Here is a 23,447-nt window from a genome sequence, read left to right as displayed (position 1 = left end):
AACACGAGGTCGCGGCTCCTTACACGAAGCCGATTGCCTATTCTAGCCGGGTTTTTCAGCAGTGGCGAATGGTCCGGGTGCCGTCAGGCCGCCTTGTCGACCAGCCGCGCCAATTGAGTCATAACAACTGCGGCCCCCGCCAGCCGCTTCTCCGCATTCGGCCAGTCGCGCATGAAGACGACGCTGTGGTCGGCCCTGATCTTGGCCAGCGAGCCCTGCTCGCCGATGAACTTGACCAGCCCCACCGGATTGGGGAATTCGCGCTTGCGGAAGTGGATGACGACGCCCTTCGGCCCGGCGTCAAGCTTCTCGACATTGGCCTTGCGGCAGAGCGCCTTGATGAAGACGATTTTCAACAGATGCGTCACTTCTTCCGGCAGCGGCCCGAACCGGTCGATCAGTTCGGCCCCAAAACCGTCGATCTCCTCGGTGGTTTCGAGGTCGCCGAGGCGCCGGTAAAGCGCCATGCGGAGCTGCAGGTCGGGCACGTAGCTTTCCGGGATCATCACCGCGGTGCCGACCGCGATCTGCGGCGACCAGCCACCGTCCTGAACTTCACCGGTGTCCTTCACCTCGGCCACCGCCTCCTCCAGCATCTGCTGGTAAAGCTCGAAACCGACCTCCTTGATATGCCCCGACTGCTCTTCGCCGAGAAGATTGCCGGCGCCGCGGATATCGAGGTCGTGGCTGGCGAGTTGGAAGCCGGCGCCGAGCGTGTCGAGCGACTGCAGCACCTTCAGGCGGCGCTCGGCCGTATCGGTCAGCTTGCGGTTGGCCGGCAGCGTGAACAGCGCATAGGCGCGCACCTTCGAGCGGCCGACGCGGCCGCGCAACTGGTAGAGCTGAGCCAGACCGAACATGTCGGCGCGATGGATGATCAGCGTGTTGGCGGTCGGGATGTCGAGGCCGGATTCGACGATGGTGGTCGACAGGAGCACATCGTACTGCCCGTCATAGAAGGCGTTCATGATGTCGTCGAGCTCGCCCGGCGGCATCTGGCCATGCGCCACCGCCACCTTCAGCTCCGGCACGGATTCCTTCAGGAAATCATGGATTTCGGCCAGGTCGCTGATGCGCGGCACGACATAGAAGGAATGACCGCCGCGATAGCGCTCGCGCAGCAGCGTCTCACGGATGACCAGCGGATCGAAGGGCGAGATGAAGGTGCGCACCGCCATGCGGTCGACCGGCGGCGTGGCGATCAGCGACAGCTCGCGCACGCCGGTCAGCGCCAGCTGTAGCGTGCGTGGGATCGGCGTCGCCGACAGCGTGAGCACATGCACGTCGTTCTTGAGCTCCTTCAGCCGCTCCTTGTGCTTGACGCCGAAATGCTGCTCCTCGTCGATGATCAGAAGTCCGAGATTCTTGAATGAGATCGAGCTGCCGAGCAGCGCATGCGTGCCTACGACGATGTCGATCGTGCCCTCGGCAATGCCTTTCTTGGTTTCCGCCAGCTCCTTCGAACCGACTAGGCGCGATGCCTGCGCGATGCGGATCGGCAGGCCGGAAAAACGCTGCGAGAAGGTCTTGAAATGCTGGCGCGATAAAAGCGTCGTCGGCACCACGACCGCGACCTGGAACCCTTCCATCGCCGCGATGAACGCGGCGCGCAACGCCACCTCCGTCTTGCCGAAGCCGACGTCACCGCAGACCAGCCGGTCCATCGGCTTGCCGGCGCCGAGATCGTCCATGACGGCATCGATCGCCGTCTGCTGATCGTCGGTCTCCTCATAGGGAAAGCGCGCGGCGAACTCGCCATAGAGCCCTTCCGCCGGGATCATGGCGGGTGCGGCGCGCATTTGCCGCTCAGCGGCGATGCGGATCAATTGCCCGGCCATGTCGAGCAGGCGCCGCTTCAGCCGCGCCTTGCGCGCCTGCCAGGCGCCGCCACCCAACTTGTCGAGTGTCGCCTCGGCCGAATCCGAGCCGTAGCGCGACAGAAGCTCAATGTTTTCGACCGGCAGGAACAGGCGGTCGTCGCCGGCATAGTGGATTTCGAGACAGTCATGCGGCGCGCCGACCGCCTCGATGGTGCGCAGGCCGATGAAGCGGCCGATGCCATGGTCGGCATGGACGACGATGTCGCCGGAAGACAGCGACGAGGCCTCGGCGATGAAATCGGAAGCCTTCTTCTTACGCTTGGAACGCCGGATCAGCCTGTCGCCGAGAATGTCCTGCTCGGCGACGACCACCATGTCGTCGGTCTCGAAGCCGGATTCGAGCGGCAGAACGGCAAGGCCCGCCTGCCCCGGCTCGAGCTTTTCGACCTCGGCAAGCGTCGCGACCGTTTTCAGACTGCCGAGATGATGTTCAGCCAGGATCTGGCCGAGCCGGTCGAGCGAGCCCTCCGTCCAGCCGGCGACGATGACGCGGCGACGCGCGGCGCGCTCATCGGCGATGTGCTTCACGACGACATCGAAGACGTTGATGTTCGGGTCGGCGCGCTCTTCCGCAAAGCTGCGGCCCTGCCGCGAGCCGGCATGGAAGACCTTTTTGCCTCCGACATCGGGCGCGTCGAACACGGTGAAGTCGATGTCCTCGCGCGGCCCGAGCGAGGCTTTGAGGTTCTCAGGCGACAGGTAAAGCAGGTCCGGCGCTACCGGCTTGTAGGGCACGGCATCCTTCAGCGCGCTGTCGGCCTGCTTCCGGCGCGCCTCGTAATGGTCGAGGATCAGCGTGTGGCGCTCGGTCAGCGCCTCATGCGCCAGATGGTCGAACACGACAGGCGCATCCGGCAGATAGTCGAACACCGTCTCCAGTCGCTCGTAGAAGAAGGGCAGCCAGTGCTCCATGCCGGCAAAGCGCCGGCCTTCGCTGACCGCCGCATAGAGCGCGTCGTCGCGCGAGGGCGCGCCGAAAGCCTCGATATAGGAACGGCGAAAGCGGCTGATCGTCTCCGGCGTCAGCGCCACCTCGCTCATCGCCTGCAGCGACATCGACTTGCGCTGCCCGGTGGTGCGCTGGGTGGCGACGTCGAAGACGCGGATCGATTCCAGCGTGTCGCCGAAGAAGTCGAGCCTGAGCGCCTCGCTCCAGCCTGGCGCGAACAGGTCGAGAATGCCGCCGCGCACCGCGAATTCGCCAAGTCCGCGCACGGTCGGCACGCGCTCGAAGCCGGAAGTCTCCAGCCGCGCAATCAGCGCGTTCATGTCGATCTGGTTGCCGGGCCTGGCATGGAAGGTCTGCGCTTCGATCAGCTCCGCCGGCGGGATACGCTGCAACAGCGCATTGGCGGTAGTGAGGATCACGGCGCGATGCGGCTTCTTCGCCAGCGCGATCATGGCGGAAAGCGCGTCGAGCCGCCGCGCCGCGGCATCCGCTCCAGGTGAGACGCGATCGTAAGGCAGGCAATCCCATGCCGGCAGTTCCAGCACCGGCAGGCCAGGCGCGGCAAAGGCGAGCGCCTCGATGATCGCCGGCAGCCGCTGGCCGTCGCGCGCGACGAACAGCACCGGCTTGTCGGGCGCGATCTCTTGCGCCGTCTGGACCAGGGCGAAGGCTTCGTAGCCGTCGGCGACGCCGTCGACGATGAACTGGCCGGCGCGGCCCTTGGGCAGGCCGATGGAAGGAATGAGGCTCATGCGTTTTTCAAAATGTCATGGTCCGGCGCGACGTCATGATTTTCCGCAGCACCGCGCAATCGACATCGGGCGGAACCGGGTGCTCGCCCGTGACCATCGGCAGGAAATCGGTGTCGGAAATTTCGAGAAGCCTCTCATATTGGTCGATTTCATCGCCGGTCAAGGCGCCGATCTCGGCGTCGGCGAAGGAACCGAGGATCAGGTCCATCTCGCGCATGCCGCGATGCCAGGAGCGGAACAGGAGCTTGCGGCGGCGGGCATCCAACCCCTCGCTTGATCGCTGTGTTCCGGTCATGGCACGCTATCCCTGTTCGAAGCGGCGCATATAGCGTGGATAGAGAGCGGTGTCAGCCTTGCGCTGCCGCCGTCGCGACATAAGCTGACACGATGCGCCCCACCATCCTCGATCCGTTGTTCGTCCCGATCACTTCGCTTGCCGGCGTCGGCCCGAAGGTCGGCTTACTGATCGAGCGTGTCGTGCCGGCCGATCTCGGCGATCGCGCAGCGCGCGCCGCCGATCTTCTGTTCTTGCTGCCCAATACCGTGATCGACCGCCGCAACCGTCCCGGCATCGCGCTGTCGGCCGAGGGCCAGATCGTCACGCTGGAAGTGCGGGTCGATCGCCATCAGCCGCCGCCGCGCGGCAACAGGTCGGTACCGTACCGCGTCTACGCTCATGACGACACCGGCGAGGTTGCGCTGACCTTCTTCCATGCCCATGCCGCCTATCTGCAGAAGATGCTTCCCGAAGGCGAGCGTGTGGTGATCTCCGGCCGTATGGAGTGGTTCAACGGCCGCCCGACCATGGTCCATCCGGACCACATCGCCCCGATCGACGAGGCCGGGGGCCTGCCGCTGGTCGAACCGGTCTATCCGCTTACCGCCGGCCTGTCGGCCAAGGTGCTGCGCCGCGCCATCGGACAGGCGCTCGGCCGGTTGCCTGAACTGCCCGAATGGCAGGACGACGCCTTCATGCGTCGGCATACCTTTCCATCCTTCGGCGATGCGCTTGCCCGCATCCACTATCCGAACGACCCCATCGACGTCGCCGTCGAGCGATCAGCCTGGCGCCGTCTAGCCTATGACGAGCTGTTGGCCGGCCAGGTGTCGCTGGCGCTGGTGCGGGCCAGAATTCGACGCCTCTCGGGCCGGCCGCTCATCGGCGACGACCGCATCGTCGAGAAGCTGCGCGCAGCCCTGCCCTACAGGCTGACCCCCAGCCAGGAATTCGCGCTCGGCGAGATCAACGCCGATCTCGCCGACCCCGAACGGATGCTGCGCCTGCTGCAGGGCGATGTCGGCTCCGGCAAGACGGTGGTGGCGCTGCTAGCCATGGCGCGCGCGGTCGAGGCCGGCGGCCAGGCGGCGCTGATGGCGCCGACTGAAATCCTGGCGCGCCAGCATCTGGCAACCATCACGCCGCTGGCCGAGAAAGCCGGTTTGCGCCTCGCCATCCTCACCGGGCGCGAGAAGGGCCGCGAGCGCACCGAAACGCTTGCAGGTCTTGCCAGCGGCGCGATCGACATCGTCGTCGGTACGCATGCGCTGTTCCAGGAAACGGTGACATTCCACGATCTAGTGCTGGCCGTCATCGACGAGCAGCATCGGTTCGGCGTCCACCAGCGCCTCGCGATTACCGCCAAGGGCGATGCGCCCGACATGCTGGTGATGACGGCCACACCCATCCCGCGCACGCTTGTGCTGACCGCCTTCGGCGACATGGACGTCTCGAAGCTCACTGAGAAGCCGGCCGGGCGCCAGCCGATCCGCACCGTGACCCTGCCGATGGAAAGGCTGGACGAATTGGTGGGACGCATGCGCGATGCGGTTGCGGAGGGGCAAAAAATCTACTGGATCTGCCCGCTGGTCGAGGAATCCGAGGAAATTAAACTGATGTCGGCGGAGGATCGCTTTGCCTCGCTGAAGCCGCGCTTCGGCGACCGGATAGGCCTCGTGCATGGCCGCATGAAGGGCGCGGAGAAGGACGAGGCGATGCGCGCCTTCAAGGACGGTGAGACCCGCATCCTGATCGCCACCACCGTCATTGAAGTCGGCGTCGACGTGCCTGATGCCACGATCATGGTGATCGAGCATGCGGAACGCTTCGGCCTTGCCCAGTTGCACCAGCTGCGCGGCCGTGTCGGGCGCGGCGACAAGCCGTCCTCCTGCGTGCTGCTCTACAAGGACCCGCTCGGAGAGACCGCGAAGCGCCGGCTTTCGGTGATGCGCGAGACCGAGGACGGCTTCAAGATCGCCGAGGAAGACCTGAAACTGCGCGGCGAAGGCGAGTTGCTGGGGACAAGGCAATCCGGCACGCCCGGCTTCCAGGTGGCGCGCCTGGAGTTCCACGCAGATTTGCTCGAAGCGGCACGCGACGACGCGCGGCTGATCCTGTCGCGCGACCCGGAACTGCAGTCCGAACGCGGCGAGGCGCTGCGGCTGTTGCTTTACCTGTTCGGCCGCGACGAAGCGGTGCGGCTGCTGCGCGCCGGCTGAGCGCCGACCGGTGGGTTGGCGAGACCGCCTTCGACGGGCTCGCCATTCAGCGTCACCAGCTTGGCCTTCACCTCCGGTGCCACCATGCCTGCTGAAACGATCAGCTTGGCGCCGTCCTCGATCGACATGTCGAGCAGCACGATCTCGGATTTGTGCACATACATCAGGAAGCCGGTGGTCGGGTTCGGTGTGCAGGGCATGAACACCGCGATCAGCGGATCGCCTTCCTGGTCGAGCTTCTGGTTGATCTCGGTTTCCTTCTCGCTAGCGACGAAGACCAGCGACCAGACTCCCTTGCGCGGATATTCGACCAGCCCGACCTGGCGGAACATGTCGCCCTTGTTCGACAGCACCGTCTCGAAGATCTGCTTCAGCGAGCCATAGATGCCGCGCACCAGCGGCATGCGGCCGAGCAGCCGCTCGCCGAAATTGACGATGGCGCGGCCGACGATGTTCGCCGTCAGGAAACCGATCAGCGTGATCAGCACCAGCGCCACGATCAGCCCAAAGCCCGGAACCGGAAACGGCAGGTAGGTGTCGGGATTGTAGCGGGCCGGGATGTAGGGTTTCACCCATGAATCAACCCAGCCGATCAGCGACCAGGCGATATAGGCCGTGATCGCCAGCGGCGCGCAGACGACGAAGCCGGTCAGGAAATAGTTCCTCAGCCGGGTCATGCCAGAGGTCTTCAGGGCGTCGGACATGGGGCTCACCGCGGCGCATGTTGCGCTGCAAGATTAATGAACCGCGAGCCGCTTTGGAACTGCGAAGTTTTTAAAGAACGCGCTTATGCGGCTGCGTCCAAAGGCACGATCTTCTCGAGTTCCGACGCTATTTTCCTCGCCTCGGTCTCCAACTCGTAGGCCTTCTGGAAATTCATCCAGAATTCAGGCGTGGTGTTGAAGAACCTGGCGAGACGAAGCGCAGTATCCGGGGTAAGACCAACCTCTTCCTTGACGATGCGCTCGATCCGCGTGCGCGGGAGGTTCAGCTTCTTCGCCAGCGCGCCGGCGCTCATGCCGAGCGGCACCAGATATTCCTCGCGCAGGAACTCTCCGGGATGGATAGGGCGTGCGAACTTGAGCATAGCTCAGTATCCTCAAAGGGTTAGGGCGAGTGCCCCCTCAATGATAGTCCACAATCTCCACATCTTCGGCACCGGCGGCAGTCCATCTGAAGCAGATGCGCCATTGACCGTTGATGCATATCGAATGCTGCCCGGCACGATCCCGCTTCAAAGCCTCCAAGTGGTTTCCGGGTGGCGACCGAAGGTCATTTAGTTGGATTGCATTATCAATCGCCCGGAGCCGCCTTTCAGCACGGGCGACCAGATCCGGAGGAAATCCCTTAGGTGCCCTGCCAGCCGCTACCTCCGCGACCATCTTGCCTTTGAACGAAACGATCAACGGCTGCCCCCAGGAACCGTATCATACTCTGATACACAGCCAGCTGCAAGGTCTTGTATCATGGATTGATACAAATCGCCCGCGTAGGAGTGTGGCGTTACTCCACCGTCACAGATTTCGCCAGATTGCGCGGCTGGTCGACGTCGGTGCCCATGAACACGGCGGTGAAATAGGCGAGCATCTGGATCGGCAGCGCGTAGATGATGGGCGAGATGATCTCCGGCACCTCGGGCAGGATGATCGTCTCCATCGTCTTGATGCCGGCCTGCGCGGCGCCCTTGGCGTCGGTGATCAGGATGATCTTGCCGCCGCGCGCCGCCACTTCCTGCATGTTCGACACCGTCTTTTCGAAGATGCGGTCATGCGGCGCGATGACGATCACCGGCATGTTCTCGTCGATCAGCGCGATCGGCCCATGCTTGAGCTCGCCGCCAGCATAGCCCTCGGCGTGGATGTAGGAGATTTCCTTGAGCTTCAGCGCGCCTTCCATGGCCAGCGGAAAATTGATGTCGCGGCCGAGATAGAGCACGTCCTTGTAGCGGGACAGCTCGCGCGAGATGCGTTCGATCTGCTCCTCGAGCTTCAGCACCTGGGTGGCGAAACGCGGCGCTTCGGAAAGCTCGCGCACCAGCTGCTTTTCCTGATCGGGCGAAATGGTGCCGCGCGCCACGCCCGCGCGCACCGCAAGCGCAGCCAGTACCGACAGTTGGCAGGTGAAAGCCTTGGTCGAGGCGACACCGATCTCCGGGCCGGCAAGCGTCGGCAGCACGACGTCGGATTCACGCGCCATGGTCGATTCGCGCACATTGACCACGGCGCCGATCTTCATGCCGGCCTGGCGGCAATAGCGCAGCGAGGCGAGCGTGTCGGCGGTTTCGCCCGACTGCGAGATGAAGAAGGCCGCGTCATCGGCCGACAGCGGCATCTCGCGATAGCGGAATTCGGAAGCGACATCGATATCGACGGGAAGCCGCGCATAGCGCTCGAACCAGTATTTCGAGATCAGCCCGGCGAGATAGGCGGTGCCGCAGGCCGACAGCGCTAGCCGGCCGATCCTGGCGAAGTCGAACGGCAGGTCGAGCGGCTTGGACTGGCCGGAGACGAAGTCGACATAATGCGCCAGCGTGTGCGAGATCACCTCCGGCTGCTCATGGATCTCCTTCTCCATGAAATGCCGGCGATTGCCCTTGTCGACCATGAAGCTGGTCGACAGCGACTGCTGGCGCTTGCGGTCCACCTTGTTGCCGTCGATGTCGTAGATCGCGACGCCGTTGCGGCGCACCACCGCCCAGTCACCATCCTCGAGATAGGTGATCGAGTTGGTGAAGGGCGCCAGCGCGATGGCGTCCGAGCCCAAAAACATTTCGCCCTCGCCATGGCCGACGGCCAGAGGCGGACCGTTGCGGGCGCCGACGATCAGATCCTCGTCGCCCTGGAACATGATCGCCAGCGCGAACGCGCCGGACAGCCGCTTAAGCGCCGCATGCGCGGCCTCCACCGGCTTCAGCCCCTTGGCGAGCTCGCGCGCCACAAGATGCGCCACGACCTCGGTGTCGGTCTGCGAGGCGAATTTGTAGCCATCGCGGGTGAGCTCGTCGCGCAGCTCGGCGAAATTCTCGATGATGCCGTTGTGGACGATGGCGACGCCGTTGGAAAAATGCGGATGCGCGTTGGTCTCGTTGGGTACGCCATGCGTGGCCCAGCGCGTGTGGCCGATGCCGATGGTGCCGTCGAGCGGCTCGTCCTTCAGCCGGCGTTCGAGATTGATGAGCTTGCCTTCGGCGCGGCGACGTCCGAGCTCGCCCTTTTCGATGGTGGCGACGCCGGCCGAGTCGTAGCCGCGATATTCGAGCCGCTTCAGCGCGTCGACGATGAGCGGCGCGACCTGTGAATAGCCGACGATTCCAACGATACCGCACATGCGATAACCCCCGATTCCCAGCGGAAAACCCGGCGTTATCTAGGGGTTGCCGGCCTGCCGCGAAAGTCACTTTGCGTTTCGTTCCGTGTCAGCGGAACGGTCTTTTCTTCCATGCACCATGCCAGACGGCGCTTGCAATCCAGTTACCTGAACCGCTTGGGTTTTCAGGGCCCCGGTTTCCACTCATTCATATCTGATCGAGCTGCGACCGCCTCCTTGAAGAGGCGCTGGAGATCATTCCGCCGCCGCCTTCTTCCTTGCCGCTGCGGCCGAAGCGAAGCGCTCGCGCAATTCCTTGCCCTTGCCGGGGATCGTCTTCTGGCGGGCGCGGCCGAAGGCCAGCGCGTCGTCCGGCACGCTTTCGGTGATCACGCTGCCGGACGCGATATAGCCACCCTTGCCGATCGTGACCGGTGCCACCAGCGAGGAATTCGAGCCGACAAAGGCGCCTTCGCCGATATCGGTGAAGAATTTCGAGTAGCCGTCATAATTGCAGGTGATGGTGCCGGCGCCGATATTGGCGGCGGCGCCCACGCGCGCATCGCCGATATAGGTCAGGTGATTGACTTTGGCGCCCTCCTCGATCGTCGCCTGCTTGACCTCGCAGAAATTGCCGACCTTTGCCTTGTTTCGAAGGTCTGCGCCCGGCCGCAGCCGCGCGAACGGCCCGACATCGCAATTGGACGCAATCGTTGCGCCCTCGATATGGCTGAAGGCGTGGATCTTGGCGCCCGAGGCTATTCTAACGCCCGGCCCGAACCAGACATTCGGCTCGACGATCGTGTCGGCGCCGATCTCGGTATCGTGCGAAAAATAGACTGTCTCCGCCGCGATCAAAGTGACGCCGGACAGCATCGCCTCGCGCCGCCGGCGCGCCTGCCAGATGGCTTCCGCCTCGGCAAGCTCGGCCCGGTTGTTGATGCCGAGCGCACTCTCGAAACTTGCCTCGGTGGCCACCACGTCGAGCCCTTCCGCGCCGGCGATCTCGACGATGTCGGTGAGGTAGAATTCGCCCTTGGCGTTGTTGTTGCCGACCTTGTCGAGCAAGCGAAGCGCATGCTTGCCCGCCACCGCCATCATCCCGGCATTGCAGAAGCCGATCTTCTTTTCCTCCTCCGAGCAGTCCTTCTCCTCGCGAATGGCGACGAGCTTGCCGCCCTTCTCGATCAGCCGGCCATAGCCGGTCGGGCTCGGCGGCCGAAAGCCGATCACGGCCACTGCAGCGCCGCCGGCGAGCTTCTGCCGCGCGGCGGCCAGCGCGCCTGCGTCAATCAGCGGCGTATCGCCGAACATGACGAGGATGTCGTCGTAACCCTTTGATATCGCTTCGCGGGCGGCCAGAACGGCATGGGCAGTGCCGAGCCGCTTCTCCTGAACGAAAGTCTCCGCCTTGGGCGCGAATTTCTGTGCCGCCTTGCGCATCTCGTCGGCGCCGTGCCCGATCACCAGCGCCAGGCCCGTCGCGCCGGCCGCCTCGGCCGCTTTCACGACATGCGCCACCATAGGCAGGCCGGCAATGGCATGCAGCACTTTTGGCATCGCGCTTTTCATGCGCGTGCCCTCGCCGGCGGCGAGGATAACGGACAGGCAGGATCTCTGGCTCATGGATGGGCAACCGTATGAAATGGTTTGAATCAATGCATGCTAGCAGCCGCGTGATGCTGCACCAATGCGGTTAAATTCCGGTGAGATGGTAGAGCGAAGTCTTCGAGCGCGGACGTCTGGGGGGATGACCGATACAAAAGCGCCGCCCTGGTGGCGTTAGCCGGTTACACAAACAGGAGATATCTCCGGCCATCTGGGATTGCTGTGTCAGCGTGCCCAGAGGCTGCGCGAAACGTGTCGGTTGACTGTTAGAGCAATCCAGGAAAATTCGGCGCTTCTGTGAAACGCTGAAACGCTCGACCGCGGCGACTGGAACGCTCCACGCCTTGCAAGCGGCACAGCGAGATCTCGCGGACTGGGAGAGATGTGTACCATGCGCGTGGCGCGTCTGGAAGTTGGCAGGACATGGACGCGGGGCGGCCCGCGTGCAGGCGTATGGCCGAGCACGCAGCGCCACCTCGCAGCGATCCTGGCTTGCGACGTGGTCGGCTACTCGCGCCTGATGGAGCGCGACGAGCGTGGCACGCTCGAGCGGCTCAAGATCTACCGCAAGGATCTCCTCGAACCGCTGGTCTCCGAGCACCACGGTCGGGTCGTCAAGCGCACCGGCGACGGCATGCTGTGCGAGTTCGCGAGCGTCGTTAACGCGGTGACCTCGGCGATGGCGATCCAGCAAGCCTTGGCGGAACACGAGGCGGAGACGCCCGAGGAAGAGCGGATTCGCTTCCGCATCGGCGTCAATCTCGGGGACGTGGTCTGCGAGGAGGACGGCGACCTTTACGGCGACGGGGTCAACATCGCCGCCCGCCTCGAAAGCGTCGCCGATCCAGGCACCGTGGTCGTCTCGGGTACCGCCTATGACCACCTTCAGGGCAAGCTCGACTGCGGCTTCACGCCGCTTGGCGACCTCCGCCTCAAGAACATCGAGCGGCCGGTGCGCGCTTACCGCGTCGAGGCCGACGCCGGCGCTGCACCGCCTCCCCTGCCCGAGAAACCCTCGATCGCGGTTCTGCCTTTCACCAACATGAGCGGCGACCCCGACCAGGAATACTTCGCCGACGGGCTGGTGGAAGACATCATCACGGGATTGAGCCGGGTGGACTCCTTCTTCGTGATCGCCCGAAACTCGTCCTTCACCTACAAAGGCCGAGCGGTGGACCTGCGCCAGGTCGGGCGCGAGTTGGGCGTCCGCTACGTGCTTGAAGGCAGCATCCGCAGAGCAGGTTCGCGGGTTCGCATCAGTGGGCAGTTGGTTGACGCGATCAGCGGACACCATGTCTGGACCGGCCGCTTCGAGGGCGACCTGAGCGACATCTTCGACCTGCAGGACAAGGTGACCGAGAGCGTCGTCGGCGCGGTCGAGCCGAGCATCCGGCTGGAGGAAATCAAGCAGGCGCGCATGAAGCCGACCGACTACATGAGCGCCTACGACCTCTACCTTCGCGCGCTGCCGCGCTTCTACAGCATGACCCGCGAGGGCTTTGCCGATGTGCGTCGGCTCACTAATGAGGCGCTCAGCATCGACCCTGGCTTCAGCTTGGCGAAGGCACTCGGCGCTTATATCCGCAGCATCTCCGTGAGCCAGTGCTGGCACGAGCCCGACGATACCAGAGTCGCCACGCGCATGGCGCGCGAGGTACTGGCGGAAGCGCGCGACGACCCCACGAGCCTGCGCTTCGCCGCGCAGGTGATTGCCTACAGCGCGAAGGACTACGAAATGGCGCTGGGCACGATCGAACGATCCCTGCTGCTCAACCCCAATTCGGCGCAGGGCCATACGAGCTGCGGCTGGGTCAACGCACATTCCGGCCGCCCGCTCGTCGCGATCGAGCATTTTCATAGGGCAATGCGGCTGAGCCCAGTCGATCCCGAGAAGGGCATCGCGCTCTCGGGCATCGGGATGAGCTACCTGATGCTCGAGCACTACGAGGAAGCGCTGGCATGGGGTGAACGCGCGCTGCACGAGATGCCGAACTACGGCTCCTCGCACCGGGTGGTGATCATGGCGCTGGTCAAACTCAATCGGTTGGACGAGGCGCGGGCGGCTGCGCAGCGGCTGATGGAGGCGTTCCCGACCTACACGCTCACCCTGCAGAGACAGATCAACCCATGGCAGGACAAGATGTTCGGCGAGCGTTACGTCGAGGCCTTGGGCGTCGCCGGCGTGCCGGAGTGATCGTCGCGGATAAGATGGCAGCCTACCCCAACCGCCCCAGCACCGGAAAATTCTCCAGCAGCCAGTAGGAGACACTCTGCACGCCGCCGGTGAGGAAAAACACGCCGGCAACGACCAGCAGCGCGCCGATCCCCTTCTCGACGCGGCCGAGATGGACGCGGAATTTGCCGAGGAAGCGCATGAAAGCGCCGGAAAACAGCGCCGCGATCAGGAATGGAATGCCGAGGCCGAGCGAATAGGCGGCGAGCAGCAGCGCGCCCTCACCCACCGTCTCGCGCCCGCCGGCCAAAGTGAGGATCGGCCCCAGCACCGGGCCGATGCAGGGCGTCCAGCCGAAGGCGAAGGCGAGCCCCATGACATAGGCGGCGACCATGTTTGCGGGCTTGCCCTGCGATTGGAAGCGCGCCTCGCGCGACAAAAGCGGAATGCGCAATATGCCGAGGAAGTTCAGCCCCATGATGATGATCAGCGCGCCAGCCGCCATCGCCAGTGGCTCCTGCCACACGCGCAGCAGCCTGCCGATGGTCGAAGCTCCCGCGCCAAGCGCGACAAACACCGTGGAGAAGCCGAGCACGAAGGCAAGCGAGGCATAAAGCAGCGCGCCGCGCGTGCCTTCCCGCGCCGTCACGCCATGATTGCCGCGGAAATCGTCGACCGACACGCCGGCCATGTAACAGAGATAGGGCGGCACCAGCGGCAGCACGCAAGGCGACAGGAACGAGATCGCCCCCGCCCCGACCGCGCTGACATAGCCGATGTCCAATGCCATCCAATGAGTCCCGATTGTGCTCGCGTTCGATATAGCGATGCGGGCGTGCGCCTGCCAATCACCATTGTGTGGCAGGCGCCATTGTGTGGCACGTCGCCGCTTCGCCGCAGGAAGAAACAGGCTTTCCAACGCGTTGTCGGGATGAGCGCGCGATTGCGGCGCGCTCGTTCTCAGGGAGATTCAGCATGAAAACGATCGCACTCGGGTTTGCCGCCCTTCTGCTCGGCACCGCCGCGTCCCAGGCCGCCGAGGCCTGGAAGGAAGCCGAGGTTGGCGGCACGAAGATCTACACCGACGCCAAGGGCATGACGCTCTACACTTTCGACAAGGACGAGAAGGGCAAGTCCAACTGCTATGACAAATGCGCCGCCAACTGGCCGCCGCTGAAAGCCAAGGCGAGCGCGAAGACCGAAGGCGAATGGTCTGTCGTCAAGCGCACCGACGGCACCCATATGTGGGCCTATGACGGCAAGCCGGTCTACACCTTCGTCAAGGACAAGAAGGCCGGCGACATGAACGGCGAAGGCGTGGCCGGCGCCTGGCATGTCGTCAAGGCAGATTGAACTCGCCCCACCGAGCGATCCGGCTGCCGGGTTCCTTGATCCGGCAGCCAGCCATCTTTCCGCTGGTCACCACCGGTTCGGCGCGCGCATGCCTCCATCGCCAAAAAAGTGATCTTTGCCATACACTCTAAGAGTGTATCGTCGGCGACCGCTTCCCAAATTGGCCGCTTCCCCTTGACCGATTGCAAAAGCACGGCCATGTGAGCGACGAAAAGAGTGGGATTTCGTCGTGCGTCGCGGAGTTCTTCCGCCACCTCACAGCTGATTAAAGAGACCTCATGGACGTCGTCGTCGTCGAATCGCCGGCCAAGGCGAAGACAATCAACAAATATCTGGGCAAGAACTATAAGGTTCTGGCCTCGTTCGGCCATGTCCGCGACCTGCCCGCCAAGGACGGCTCGGTGCGCCCTGACGAGGACTTCGCCATGTCCTGGTCGGTCGACACGGCGTCCGGCAAGCGCCTCGCCGACATCGCCAAGGCGGTCAAGGACGCTGACGGCCTGATCCTCGCCACCGACCCGGATCGCGAGGGCGAGGCGATTTCATGGCATGTGCTGGAAGTCCTGAAGCAGAAGCGCGCGCTGAAGGACAAGCCTGTCAGCCGCGTCGTCTTCAACGCCATCACCAAGGCCTCGGTGCTCGACGCGATGGCCAATCCGCGCCAGATCGACGCGCCGCTGGTCGACGCCTATCTCGCCCGCCGCGCGCTGGACTATCTCGTCGGCTTCACGCTGTCGCCGGTGCTGTGGCGCAAGCTGCCGGGCGCCCGTTCCGCCGGCCGCGTGCAGTCGGTGGCGCTGCGCCTCGTCTGCGATCGCGAATCCGAGATCGAGCGCTTCATCCGCGAGGAATACTGGCAGATCGCCGCCATCCTCAACACGCCGCGCAACGACAGTTTCGAGGCGCGGCTCACGGCCTTTGCCGGCAAGAAGCTGCAAAAACTCGATATCGCCAACAAGGCGCAGGCCGACGACATCAAGGCGATGCTGGAAGGCGCGACCTTCAAGGCATTGTCGGTCGAGGCCAAGCCGACAAAACGCAATCCCGGCCCGCCCTTCACCACCTCGACGTTGCAGCAGGCCGCCTCGTCCGGGCTCGGCTTCTCGGCGACGCGTACCATGCAGGTGGCGCAAAAGCTCTATGAAGGCATGGATGTCGGCGGCGAGACTGCCGGTCTCATCACCTATATGCGTACCGACGGCGTGCAGATGGCCCCCGAGGCGATCGAGGCCGCCCGCAACGCCATCGTCAGCGAGTTCGGCGCGAAATATCTGCCGGAAAAGCCGCGTTTCTACACCACCAAGGCCAAGAACGCCCAGGAAGCGCATGAGGCGATCCGCCCGACCGATTTCCGGCGCACGCCGGCTTCCGTCCGGCAATATCTCGACGCCGACCAGGCCCGTCTTTACGAGCTGATCTGGAAGCGCGCCATCGCCAGCCAGATGCAGCCGGCCGAGATCGAGCGCACCACGGTCGAGATCGAGGCCGTCAACGGCGCCCGCACCGCGGAGCTGCGTGCGGTCGGCTCGGTCGTCCGCTTCGATGGCTTCATCGCCGCCTATACCGACCAGAAGGACGAGGACGCGGAGGACGAGGAGAGCCGCCGCCTGCCCGAGATCCGCTCCGGCGAGCAGCTCGCCCGCCAGGCGATCAACGCCACCCAGCACACCACCGAGCCGCCGCCGCGCTACTCCGAGGCGTCGCTGATCAAGAAGCTGGAAGAGCTCGGCATCGGCCGGCCGTCGACCTACACAGCGATCCTGAAGACGCTCGAGGACCGCGACTACGTCACCATCGACCGTCGCAAGCTGGTGCCGCAGGCCAAGGGCCGGCTGCTCTCGGCCTTCCTCGAGAGCTTCTTCGAGCGTTACGTCGAATATGACTTCACCGCCTCGCTCGAGGAAAAGCTCGACGAGATTTCCGACGGCAAGCTTGCCTGGAAGGACGTTCTGCGCGATTTCTGGAAGGATTTCTCCGGCGCCGTCGACGACATCAAGGAGCTGCGTGTCGCCGACGTGCTCGATGCGCTCAACGAAGAACTCGCGCCGCTTGTCTTCCCGGAGCGCGAGGACGGCTCCAACCCGCGCATCTGCCCGAAATGCGGCACCGGAAACCTGTCGCTGAAGCTTGGCAAGTTCGGCGCCTTCGTCGGCTGCTCGAACTATCCGGAGTGCTCCTACACCCGCCAGCTCGGCGACGCCGCCAATCCCAATGGCGAGAATGGCAATGGCGAGGACGGCGTCAAGCTGCTCGGCAAGGATCCCTACACGGCCGAGGAAATCACGCTGAGGAGCGGCCGTTTCGGCCCCTATATCCAGCGCGGCGAAGGCAAGGAAGCCAAGCGCTCCAGCCTGCCCAAGGGCTGGACGCCCGAGTCGATCGACCATGAGAAGGCGCTGGCGCTTCTGTCGCTGCCGCGCGATGTCGGAAAACATCCTGAGACCGGCAAGATGATCTCGGCCGGCCTCGGGCGCTACGGCCCGTTCGTGCTGCATGACGGCACCTACGCCAATCTGGAGAGCATCGAGGACGTGTTCTCGATCGGCCTGAACCGCGCCGTCTCGGTGATCGCCGAGAAGCAGCAGAAGGGCAAGGGCGGCCGCAACGGCGCCACGCCGGCAGCGCTGAAGGAGCTTGGCGACCATCCCGACGGCGGCGGCAAGATCGTCGTGCGCGACGGCCGCTACGGGCCTTATGTCAATTACGGCAAGGTCAACGCGACGCTGCCCAAGGGCAAGGACCCGCAATCGGTGACGATGGAAGAAGCGCTCGCCCTGATCGCCGAAAAGGAAGCCAAGGGCGGAGGCGGCAAGAAGCCCTTCCGCAGGGCGGCAAAGAAGGGGTAGCAGGACGTGGCGCGCAGGATCTCCGGAAGAAGCCACGGCGATCCGCGCCACGCCGACACCAGAGCCAAGGTCAAGGACGACTATCGGCCCTCGCGTGACGAGATCCTGCGCTACATCGCCGAAAATCCCGACCGTTCCGGCAAGCGCGAGATCGCCAAGGCCTTTGCGCTGCGCGGCGAGGATCGCGTCTGGCTGAAGGACATGCTGCGCGACCTGCAGGACGAGGGTCTGCTCAACAAGGAGCGGAAACGCCTCACCCGCGCGGGCGCCGTGCCGCACGTCGCCGTGCTCGACATTTTCGGCCGCGACGACAACGGCGTGCTTCTGGCCAATCCGAGCGAATATACCGGCGCCGGCTCGCCGCCCGTCATTGCCATCCGCATGTCGCGCGGCGCCAGCGGCCCGGCGCCCGGCATCGGCGACCGCGTGCTTGCCAAAACCTTCCCGACCGACGATCCGTCAGGCCCTGCCTATACCGGCCGGGTGATGAAGATCTTCGAGAAGCGCAGCGACGCGGTGCTCGGCGTCTTCCGCGTGCTGAAGGACGGCACGTTCCGCATCGAGCCCGTCGAACGCCGCCAGCCGGAATTGATCGTCGACAAGGAATTCCAGAACGGCGCGAAGAACGGCGACCTCGTCGAGGTCGAGCCGGCGCGCGCTTCGCGCTTCGGCCTGCCGCGCGCCAAGGTGCTGGCGGTGCTGGGGTCGCTCACCAGCGAGAAGGCGGTCTCGATGATCGCCATCCACGCCCATGACATTCCCCATGTCTTTCCGGCGGACGTGACTGCCGAGGCCGAGGCGGTGAAGCCGGCCACGCTTGCTCACCGCGAGGACTGGCGCGACCTGCCGCTGGTGACCATCGACCCCGCCGATGCCAAGGACCACGACGACGCTGTCTTCGCCGCACCCGATTCGGACGAGAACAATCCCGGCGGCGTCGTCGTCACCGTAGCGATTGCCGATGTCGCCGCCTATATCCGCTACGGCACGCCGCTCGACCGCGAAGCGTTGAAGCGCGGCAATTCCGTCTATTTCCCGGACCGCGTCGTGCCGATGCTGCCCGAACGCATCTCGAACGATCTCTGCTCGCTGCGCGAGGGCGAGGACCGGCCGGCGATCGCCGTGCGCATGACCTTTTCCGCCGAGGGCCGCAAGCTCAGGCACTCCTTCCACCGCGTCATGATGAAATCGGCGGCCAAGCTCGCCTATCCGCAGGCGCAGGCGGCGATCGATGGCGTCCCCGACGACAAGACGCGGCCGATCCTCGACAGGGTCCTGAAGCCGCTTTGGGAAGCCTATTCGGTGCTCAAGCGCGGCCGCGATGCCCGCCAGCCGCTGGAACTCGACCTGCCGGAACGCAAGATCCTGCTGAGGCCCGACGGCACCGTCGACCGGGTCGTGGTGCCGGAGCGCCTCGACGCGCATAAGCTCATCGAGGAGTTCATGATCCAGGCCAATGTCGCGGCCGCCGAGACGTTGGAGGGTAAGAAAGAGCCCCTCGTCTACCGTATCCACGACGCGCCGTCGCTCGCCAAGCAGGAATCGCTGCGCGACTTCCTGCAGACGCTCAGCCTGTCCCTGGCGCGCGGCGCGCAGATGCGGCCCAGCCAGTTTAATGGCATTCTGGAGCGGGTGCGCGGCGCCGACAACGAGGCGCTGGTCAACGAAGTGGTGCTGCGCTCGCAGAGCCAGGCGGAGTACTCGCCGAAGAACATCGGCCATTTCGGCCTCAACCTCCGGCGCTACGCGCATTTCACCTCGCCGATCCGCCGCTATGCCGATCTGATCGTGCACCGGGGGCTGATCTCGGCGCTTGGCCTCGGGCAAGGCGGGTTGACGCAGCAGGAGGCGGACCGGCTGGAAGAAGTCGCCGCGCTGATCTCCGCCACCGAGCGCCGCGCCATGGCCGCCGAGCGCGACACGGTCGACCGGCTGATCGCCGCCTATCTGGCCGAGCGCGTCAACGACACGTTCGACGCGCGCATCTCCGGCGTCACCAAGGCGGGGCTCTTTGTCCAATTGCCGCAGTATGGCGCCGACGGCTTTATTCCGGTGTCAACTCTGGGCGGCGATTACTATATCTACGACGAAACCGCCCGATCGCTCTTCGGAGAACGCACCGGCAAAGGCTACCAGCTTGCGGATCGCGTCGAAGTCCGGCTGGTCGAGGTCGCGCCGATGGCCGGCGCGATGCGTTTCGAGATGCTGACCGACCCGAAGCCCCTGCCCGGATCGAGGCGGTCGTTCCACAAGGCCAAGGGCCGCGCCCGCGCGTCGCAATCGCGCGTCGGACCGCGCGGCAGGAGACGGTAATGCCAGGCAACTTCCAGGTGGAAGAACAGGTTTTCGGCGGCGAGCATCATTCGAGCCGCGTCGCCCGCCCGCTGTGGACGGCTATCAAGCGCGGCTTGCTCGGTCGCTGCCCGCATTGCGGCAAGGGAAAGCTGTTCCGCGCTTTCGTGAAATCCGTGGACAAGTGCGAGGTCTGCGGCGAGGAGCTGCACCACCATCGCGCGGACGACCTGCCTGCCTATCTGGTCATCGTCATTGTCGGCCACATCGTGGTTGGCTCCTTCATGGCAGTGGAGGCGGCCACTACGCTGTCGACCTGGCAGCACGCGCTGATCTGGGTGCCGCTGACCATCATTCTGGCCGTCGCGCTGCTGCAGCCGGTCAAGGGCGCTGTCATCGGCCTGCAATGGGCGCTTTATATGCACGGCTTCGGCGACGAGAAGGACGAGTTCGAGAGCCATTGATAAGCCGGAATGCGCGGCTGTCCGTCCTGGTGCAAAGACCATGGCGCGCAAGCCACTTTCACATCCGAGAAGTTTCCGCTAGGTCGAGCGCATGGAACGAATGACCAAGGCGGATGTCGACAGGCTCGATAAAGGCCTGGCCGTACGCAGCGGCCGGGCATTGCGTCCGCGCGATGCCGCGACCCTCATCCTGCTCGATCGCAAGAACAAGGACGTTCTGGTGCTGATGGGCCGGCGCCATGCCGGCCACGCCTTCATGCCCGGTAAATTCGTCTTCCCCGGCGGCCGCACCGATCCGGCGGACAGCCGCATTGCCGTCGGCTCCCCTTTGCGCGGCGAAGAAGAGAAAAAGCTGGCCGCCGGCCCCGGCCGCGCCAGTCCGGCGCGGGCGCGGGCAATCGCCCTGTCGGCGATTCGCGAGACCTATGAGGAAGCCGGCCTGCTGATCGGCTGCAAGGGCGCCTTCTCGACCACGAAGCGCGACTGGCAGGGTTTCGCCGAACATGGCGTCATCCCGTCGCTGGACGTGCTCCGCTTCATCGCCCGCGCCATCACTCCGCCCAATCGCGTGCGCCGTTTCGACACGCGTTTCTTCAGCGCCTGGCGCCACGACGTTGCCGTCGAGTTGCCCGGCGGCGGCCCGACCAACGAGCTGGAGGAACTCGTCTGGCTGCCGCTTGCCGATGCCCGCAAGGCCGACATTCCCGACATTACCGGCATGATCCTGGAAGAACTGGAAGGTCGGCTTGCCGATGATCCCTTGCTGCGGCCGGGCGGCGCCGTGCCGTTCTTCCGGCTCGTCCGCAACCGCTTCGTCCGCGAAGTCCTTTAGAAGCAGAGCATTTTGATCCCATGACGGTCGATACCCAACAACAGGGCGACGAACGTGTACACTGGTTGCCGATGGTCGCGGCGATCTCCTCGATCAGCGTCGTCGGCATCGCCATCGGTCTCGGCATGCCTCTGCTCAGCGTCATTCTGGAAAGCCGCGGCCACTCCGCTTCGATGATCGGCCTCAACACGGCCGTCGCCGGCCTCGCCTCTATCGCCGGCGCGCCGCTTGCAACCCCGCTTGCCATGCGGCTTGGCGTCGCCTGGACCATGCTGTTGATGATCGCCATCGGCGCGCTCGCCTTCGTCGGCTTTCACTTCGCGCCGGATTTCTGGATGTGGTTCCCGCTCCGCGTCGCCCTGCATATCTCGCTGACGGTGCTGTTCATCCTGTCGGAATTCTGGATCAGCACCTCAGCTCCGCCGAACCGCCGCGGCCTTGTGCTTGGCATCTACGCCACCGTTTTGTCGCTCGGCTTCGCCGCCGGACCGTGGCTGTTCGCCCATCTCGGCAGTTCGGGCTTCCTGCCATTCGGCGTCACCATAGCGCTGGTCACGCTTGCCGCGATTCCGGTGCTGGCGGCCCGCAACGAGAGCCCGACCATCGTCGCCGACAGCGAGACCAGCCATTTCCTGCGCTACGTCTGGCTGGTGCCGACCGCGACCTTCGCCGTGCTTGTTTTCGGCGCGGTCGAGACCGGCGGTTTCGCGCTTTTCCCCGTCTATGGCAGCCGCATCGGCTATTCGGAGGCCGACGCCGCGCTCCTGCTGACGATGATCGGGCTCGGCAACGTGCTTCTGCAGATCCCGATCGGCATGATCAGCGACCGTGTCTCGGACCGCCGCCATCTGCTCCTGGGCTGCGCCACCGTCGGCCTGATCGGCACCGTATTCATGCCCTTCTTCGCGCAGAACTGGCATCTGATGGCCGCCCTCCTGTTTGTCTGGGGCGGTGTCGTCGCGGCCATGTACACGATCGGCCTTGCCCATCTAGGCTCGCAGCTTTCCGGCCATGAACTGGCATCCGCCAACGCGGCCTTCGTGCTGTGCTACGGCGTCGGCATGGTTATCGGCCCGCAGGCGATCGGCATCGGCATGGACGCCTTCGGCCCCTCAGGCTTCGGCTGGTCGCTGGCCGTCTTCTTCGCCGCCTACATGCTGCTGGTCCTGGTCAGGCTGGTGCGCAGGATTCTCTAGGCGAATGTCCTGAACGTCGAGCATCCTGACATCACCGTGTCAGCAGCACCCCTGCTATACCTGCCTCCGACGCCAGGCAGGAGAATTGCGATGATCGACAGCGGCTTTGAAACCAAATCCCTCAGGATGGAACTGCTTCTGCTCGTCACATTTCAGGCGCCGGCCGCCGATGTCGAGCGCATCATGGAGGCCGTGGTGGCGATCACGTCACTGCGCATGGGCAAATACGACAGCAATGCCTATCAGTCGGCGCAAGGCATCGAGCGCTACCGGCCGCTCGAGGGCGCCGCCGCCGGTGCCGAGAGCGAACTGCGCCGGCGACCCGGCACCGTCGAAGTGTCGTTCGAGATTGCCGACGACCAGGCGCTCGCCGCCCGTGTCGTCGAGGCGATATTCCAGGCCCATTCCTACCAGGAGCCCGTCATCCGCATTCAGCCGCTGCTCGCCAGCCGCTCCAAGGGCCTTGACGATCGCGCCAATCCGAATCGCTGGTGGAACACCACGGGCGACTGGAAAAAGGCGGGTCAGCCGATCAGGGAGAATGCTTGAAGCCGTCAGATCGGCGACCTGGAATGAGGCAAGGACGGCGCCCGGGCTTGACTTTCCGGGCGCGTTCTTTATGTGTCGCGCCAAGTTTCCCGCGTCCGGGTGTTTTCCCCGTGCTCCAGCGGCCAAAACTCCACGAACATTAACGGACGAACATCATGGCCAAAGCCGCAAACATCAAGATCAAGCTTCTGTCGACCGCCGACACCGGGTTCTTCTACGTGACCAGCAAGAACAGCCGTACCAAGACGGACAAGCTCTCGTTCCGCAAGTACGACCCGATCGCCAAGAAGCACGTCGAGTTCAAGGAAACCAAGATCAAGTAATCTGGTTACCCCGAGAAATCGAAACGCCGCCCTCGGGGCGGCGTTTTTGTTTTGGAGCAATTTTCAGGAAGCACGGTTTTCCGACAGGAAGAAAGACCGCGACGCAGAGCCGCGCGGCTGTCAGCGCAAGGTCAGTCGGCGGCTTTGTAGGAAAAAGGGGGCCGGTCGGCGTTTGGCAGCGGTACGAGGAGGCCACTATGTGCCAGCGCCGGCCGGCCGACCCCACGGACCCAGGAGATGCGGCGGACCTGAGCATCATGGGGTATTTTTCGGATCGGGCCGGCTTGTCTACCCTCGTGCCGGCCTCATCATCTGTCTATGCGCCGCAGATTTGCGCAAGACCTTATAAAAATCAACCATTTCTTAACCACCGCTCGCGAATCGCTCGGGTTAAGGTAAATTCGTAACCCTGTGGGGACAGTCGCTAA

At 64.5% G+C, this 23,447-nt stretch carries 18 protein-coding genes; 10 read left to right on the top strand and 8 right to left on the bottom strand.

The features are described from left to right. Positions 1 to 83: 83 nt before the first annotated feature. Positions 84 to 3,581, bottom strand: a complete 3,498-nt coding sequence (gene mfd, locus EN862_RS08545; protein ID WP_127863674.1) for a transcription-repair coupling factor — start codon at positions 3,579 to 3,581, stop codon at positions 84 to 86. A 7-nt stretch (positions 3,582 to 3,588) separates the two neighbouring features. After that, positions 3,589 to 3,876, bottom strand: coding sequence for a succinate dehydrogenase assembly factor 2 (locus EN862_RS08540; RefSeq protein ID WP_127863673.1), 288 nt, complete (start codon positions 3,874 to 3,876; stop codon positions 3,589 to 3,591). 92 nt (positions 3,877 to 3,968) lie between these two features. Between EN862_RS08540 and recG the strand changes: the two genes are divergently transcribed. Then, the gene (gene recG, locus EN862_RS08535) at positions 3,969 to 6,077 is read left to right on the top strand and encodes an ATP-dependent DNA helicase RecG (protein ID WP_127863672.1); all 2,109 of its coding nucleotides are present in this window, start codon (positions 3,969 to 3,971) and stop codon (positions 6,075 to 6,077) included. Here recG and EN862_RS08530 read toward each other — a convergent pair. From EN862_RS08530 to glmU, 5 genes are all read right to left on the bottom strand, one after another. Continuing rightward, on the bottom strand, positions 6,029 to 6,781 hold the full coding sequence (locus EN862_RS08530) for a DUF502 domain-containing protein (protein WP_112127641.1): 753 nt from the start codon (positions 6,779 to 6,781) through the stop codon (positions 6,029 to 6,031). The two genes, recG and EN862_RS08530, sit on opposite strands and share 49 nt — an antisense overlap. 83 nt (positions 6,782 to 6,864) lie before the next feature. Then, positions 6,865 to 7,164 carry a HigA family addiction module antitoxin gene (locus tag EN862_RS08525; protein ID WP_127863671.1) on the bottom strand — a complete coding sequence of 100 codons (300 nt, stop codon included), beginning with the start codon at positions 7,162 to 7,164 and terminating at the stop codon, positions 6,865 to 6,867. A 37-nt stretch (positions 7,165 to 7,201) separates the two neighbouring features. Further along, positions 7,202 to 7,483, bottom strand: coding sequence for a type II toxin-antitoxin system RelE/ParE family toxin (locus EN862_RS08520; protein ID WP_127863670.1), 282 nt, complete (start codon positions 7,481 to 7,483; stop codon positions 7,202 to 7,204). A gap of 97 nt (positions 7,484 to 7,580) precedes the next feature. Further along, complete coding sequence (glmS, locus tag EN862_RS08515) at positions 7,581 to 9,404, bottom strand: glutamine--fructose-6-phosphate transaminase (isomerizing) (protein ID WP_127863669.1); 1,824 nt, start codon at positions 9,402 to 9,404, stop codon at positions 7,581 to 7,583. Positions 9,405 to 9,638: 234 nt separating this feature from the next. Continuing rightward, positions 9,639 to 11,009 (bottom strand): bifunctional UDP-N-acetylglucosamine diphosphorylase/glucosamine-1-phosphate N-acetyltransferase GlmU, encoded by a 1,371-nt coding sequence (gene glmU, locus EN862_RS08510; protein WP_127863668.1) that lies wholly within the window; start codon positions 11,007 to 11,009, stop codon positions 9,639 to 9,641. Between the two features lie 373 nt (positions 11,010 to 11,382). Here glmU and EN862_RS08505 point away from each other — a divergent pair, with 373 nt between their 5' ends. Continuing rightward, positions 11,383 to 13,185, top strand: coding sequence for an adenylate/guanylate cyclase domain-containing protein (locus EN862_RS08505; RefSeq protein ID WP_127863667.1), 1,803 nt, complete (start codon positions 11,383 to 11,385; stop codon positions 13,183 to 13,185). 22 nt (positions 13,186 to 13,207) lie between these two features. On the opposite strand, the gene EN862_RS08500 is transcribed toward EN862_RS08505, so the two are convergent. After that, positions 13,208 to 13,954, bottom strand: a complete 747-nt coding sequence (locus EN862_RS08500) for a cytochrome c biogenesis CcdA family protein (protein ID WP_042644161.1) — start codon at positions 13,952 to 13,954, stop codon at positions 13,208 to 13,210. Positions 13,955 to 14,139: 185 nt separating this feature from the next. Here EN862_RS08500 and EN862_RS08495 point away from each other — a divergent pair, with 185 nt between their 5' ends. From EN862_RS08495 to rpmG, 8 genes are all read left to right on the top strand, one after another. After that, positions 14,140 to 14,517, top strand: a complete 378-nt coding sequence (locus EN862_RS08495; protein WP_127863666.1) for a hypothetical protein — start codon at positions 14,140 to 14,142, stop codon at positions 14,515 to 14,517. A 278-nt stretch (positions 14,518 to 14,795) separates the two neighbouring features. Beyond that, positions 14,796 to 17,363, top strand: a complete 2,568-nt coding sequence (gene topA / locus EN862_RS08490) for a type I DNA topoisomerase (RefSeq protein WP_127863665.1) — start codon at positions 14,796 to 14,798, stop codon at positions 17,361 to 17,363. Positions 17,364 to 17,369: 6 nt separating this feature from the next. After that, positions 17,370 to 19,676: a ribonuclease R gene (gene rnr, locus EN862_RS08485; protein ID WP_127863664.1), complete on the top strand. Its 2,307-nt coding sequence runs from the start codon at positions 17,370 to 17,372 to the stop codon at positions 19,674 to 19,676. Then, the gene (locus EN862_RS08480; RefSeq protein ID WP_127863663.1) at positions 19,676 to 20,119 is read left to right on the top strand and encodes a DUF983 domain-containing protein; all 444 of its coding nucleotides are present in this window, start codon (positions 19,676 to 19,678) and stop codon (positions 20,117 to 20,119) included. The genes rnr and EN862_RS08480 overlap by 1 nt, the downstream gene beginning before the upstream one ends. A gap of 91 nt (positions 20,120 to 20,210) precedes the next feature. Then, positions 20,211 to 20,951 (top strand): NUDIX domain-containing protein, encoded by a 741-nt coding sequence (locus EN862_RS08475; protein WP_127863662.1) that lies wholly within the window; start codon positions 20,211 to 20,213, stop codon positions 20,949 to 20,951. A gap of 20 nt (positions 20,952 to 20,971) precedes the next feature. After that, positions 20,972 to 22,147 carry an MFS transporter gene (locus tag EN862_RS08470; protein ID WP_127863661.1) on the top strand — a complete coding sequence of 392 codons (1,176 nt, stop codon included), beginning with the start codon at positions 20,972 to 20,974 and terminating at the stop codon, positions 22,145 to 22,147. 90 nt (positions 22,148 to 22,237) lie between these two features. Further along, positions 22,238 to 22,696 carry a hypothetical protein gene (locus EN862_RS08465; protein WP_127863660.1) on the top strand — a complete coding sequence of 153 codons (459 nt, stop codon included), beginning with the start codon at positions 22,238 to 22,240 and terminating at the stop codon, positions 22,694 to 22,696. Positions 22,697 to 22,851: 155 nt separating this feature from the next. Next, positions 22,852 to 23,019: a 50S ribosomal protein L33 gene (gene rpmG / locus EN862_RS08460; RefSeq protein WP_040995604.1), complete on the top strand. Its 168-nt coding sequence runs from the start codon at positions 22,852 to 22,854 to the stop codon at positions 23,017 to 23,019. Positions 23,020 to 23,447: the final 428 nt, after the last annotated feature.

Origin of the sequence: Mesorhizobium sp. M2E.F.Ca.ET.219.01.1.1 (assembly GCF_004016445.2) — a bacterium.
Lineage (GTDB): Bacteria > Pseudomonadota > Alphaproteobacteria > Rhizobiales > Rhizobiaceae > Mesorhizobium.
Note: the sequence above shows the minus strand (reverse complement) of the source record. Positions and strands in the feature narration are given on the sequence as shown.

Excerpts from the sequence above, each read along its gene's own strand:
- EN862_RS08525 (WP_127863671.1), bottom strand. The coding sequence starts at position 7,164 with ATGCTCAAGTTCGCACGCCCTATCCATCCCGGAGAGTTCCTGCGCGAG.
- mfd (WP_127863674.1), bottom strand. The coding sequence starts at position 3,581 with ATGAGCCTCATTCCTTCCATCGGCCTGCCCAAGGGCCGCGCCGGCCAG.
- EN862_RS08495 (WP_127863666.1), top strand. The coding sequence starts at position 14,140 with ATGAAAACGATCGCACTCGGGTTTGCCGCCCTTCTGCTCGGCACCGCC.
- EN862_RS08530 (WP_112127641.1), bottom strand. The coding sequence starts at position 6,781 with ATGTCCGACGCCCTGAAGACCTCTGGCATGACCCGGCTGAGGAACTAT.
- EN862_RS08480 (WP_127863663.1), top strand. The coding sequence starts at position 19,676 with ATGCCAGGCAACTTCCAGGTGGAAGAACAGGTTTTCGGCGGCGAGCAT.
- topA (WP_127863665.1), top strand. The coding sequence starts at position 14,796 with ATGGACGTCGTCGTCGTCGAATCGCCGGCCAAGGCGAAGACAATCAAC.
- EN862_RS08505 (WP_127863667.1), top strand. The coding sequence starts at position 11,383 with ATGCGCGTGGCGCGTCTGGAAGTTGGCAGGACATGGACGCGGGGCGGC.
- recG (WP_127863672.1), top strand. The coding sequence starts at position 3,969 with ATGCGCCCCACCATCCTCGATCCGTTGTTCGTCCCGATCACTTCGCTT.
- glmS (WP_127863669.1), bottom strand. The coding sequence starts at position 9,404 with ATGTGCGGTATCGTTGGAATCGTCGGCTATTCACAGGTCGCGCCGCTC.
- rpmG (WP_040995604.1), top strand. The coding sequence starts at position 22,852 with ATGGCCAAAGCCGCAAACATCAAGATCAAGCTTCTGTCGACCGCCGAC.
- EN862_RS08500 (WP_042644161.1), bottom strand. The coding sequence starts at position 13,954 with ATGGCATTGGACATCGGCTATGTCAGCGCGGTCGGGGCGGGGGCGATC.
- glmU (WP_127863668.1), bottom strand. The coding sequence starts at position 11,009 with ATGAGCCAGAGATCCTGCCTGTCCGTTATCCTCGCCGCCGGCGAGGGC.
- EN862_RS08540 (WP_127863673.1), bottom strand. The coding sequence starts at position 3,876 with ATGACCGGAACACAGCGATCAAGCGAGGGGTTGGATGCCCGCCGCCGC.
- EN862_RS08475 (WP_127863662.1), top strand. The coding sequence starts at position 20,211 with ATGGAACGAATGACCAAGGCGGATGTCGACAGGCTCGATAAAGGCCTG.
- EN862_RS08470 (WP_127863661.1), top strand. The coding sequence starts at position 20,972 with ATGACGGTCGATACCCAACAACAGGGCGACGAACGTGTACACTGGTTG.
- EN862_RS08465 (WP_127863660.1), top strand. The coding sequence starts at position 22,238 with ATGATCGACAGCGGCTTTGAAACCAAATCCCTCAGGATGGAACTGCTT.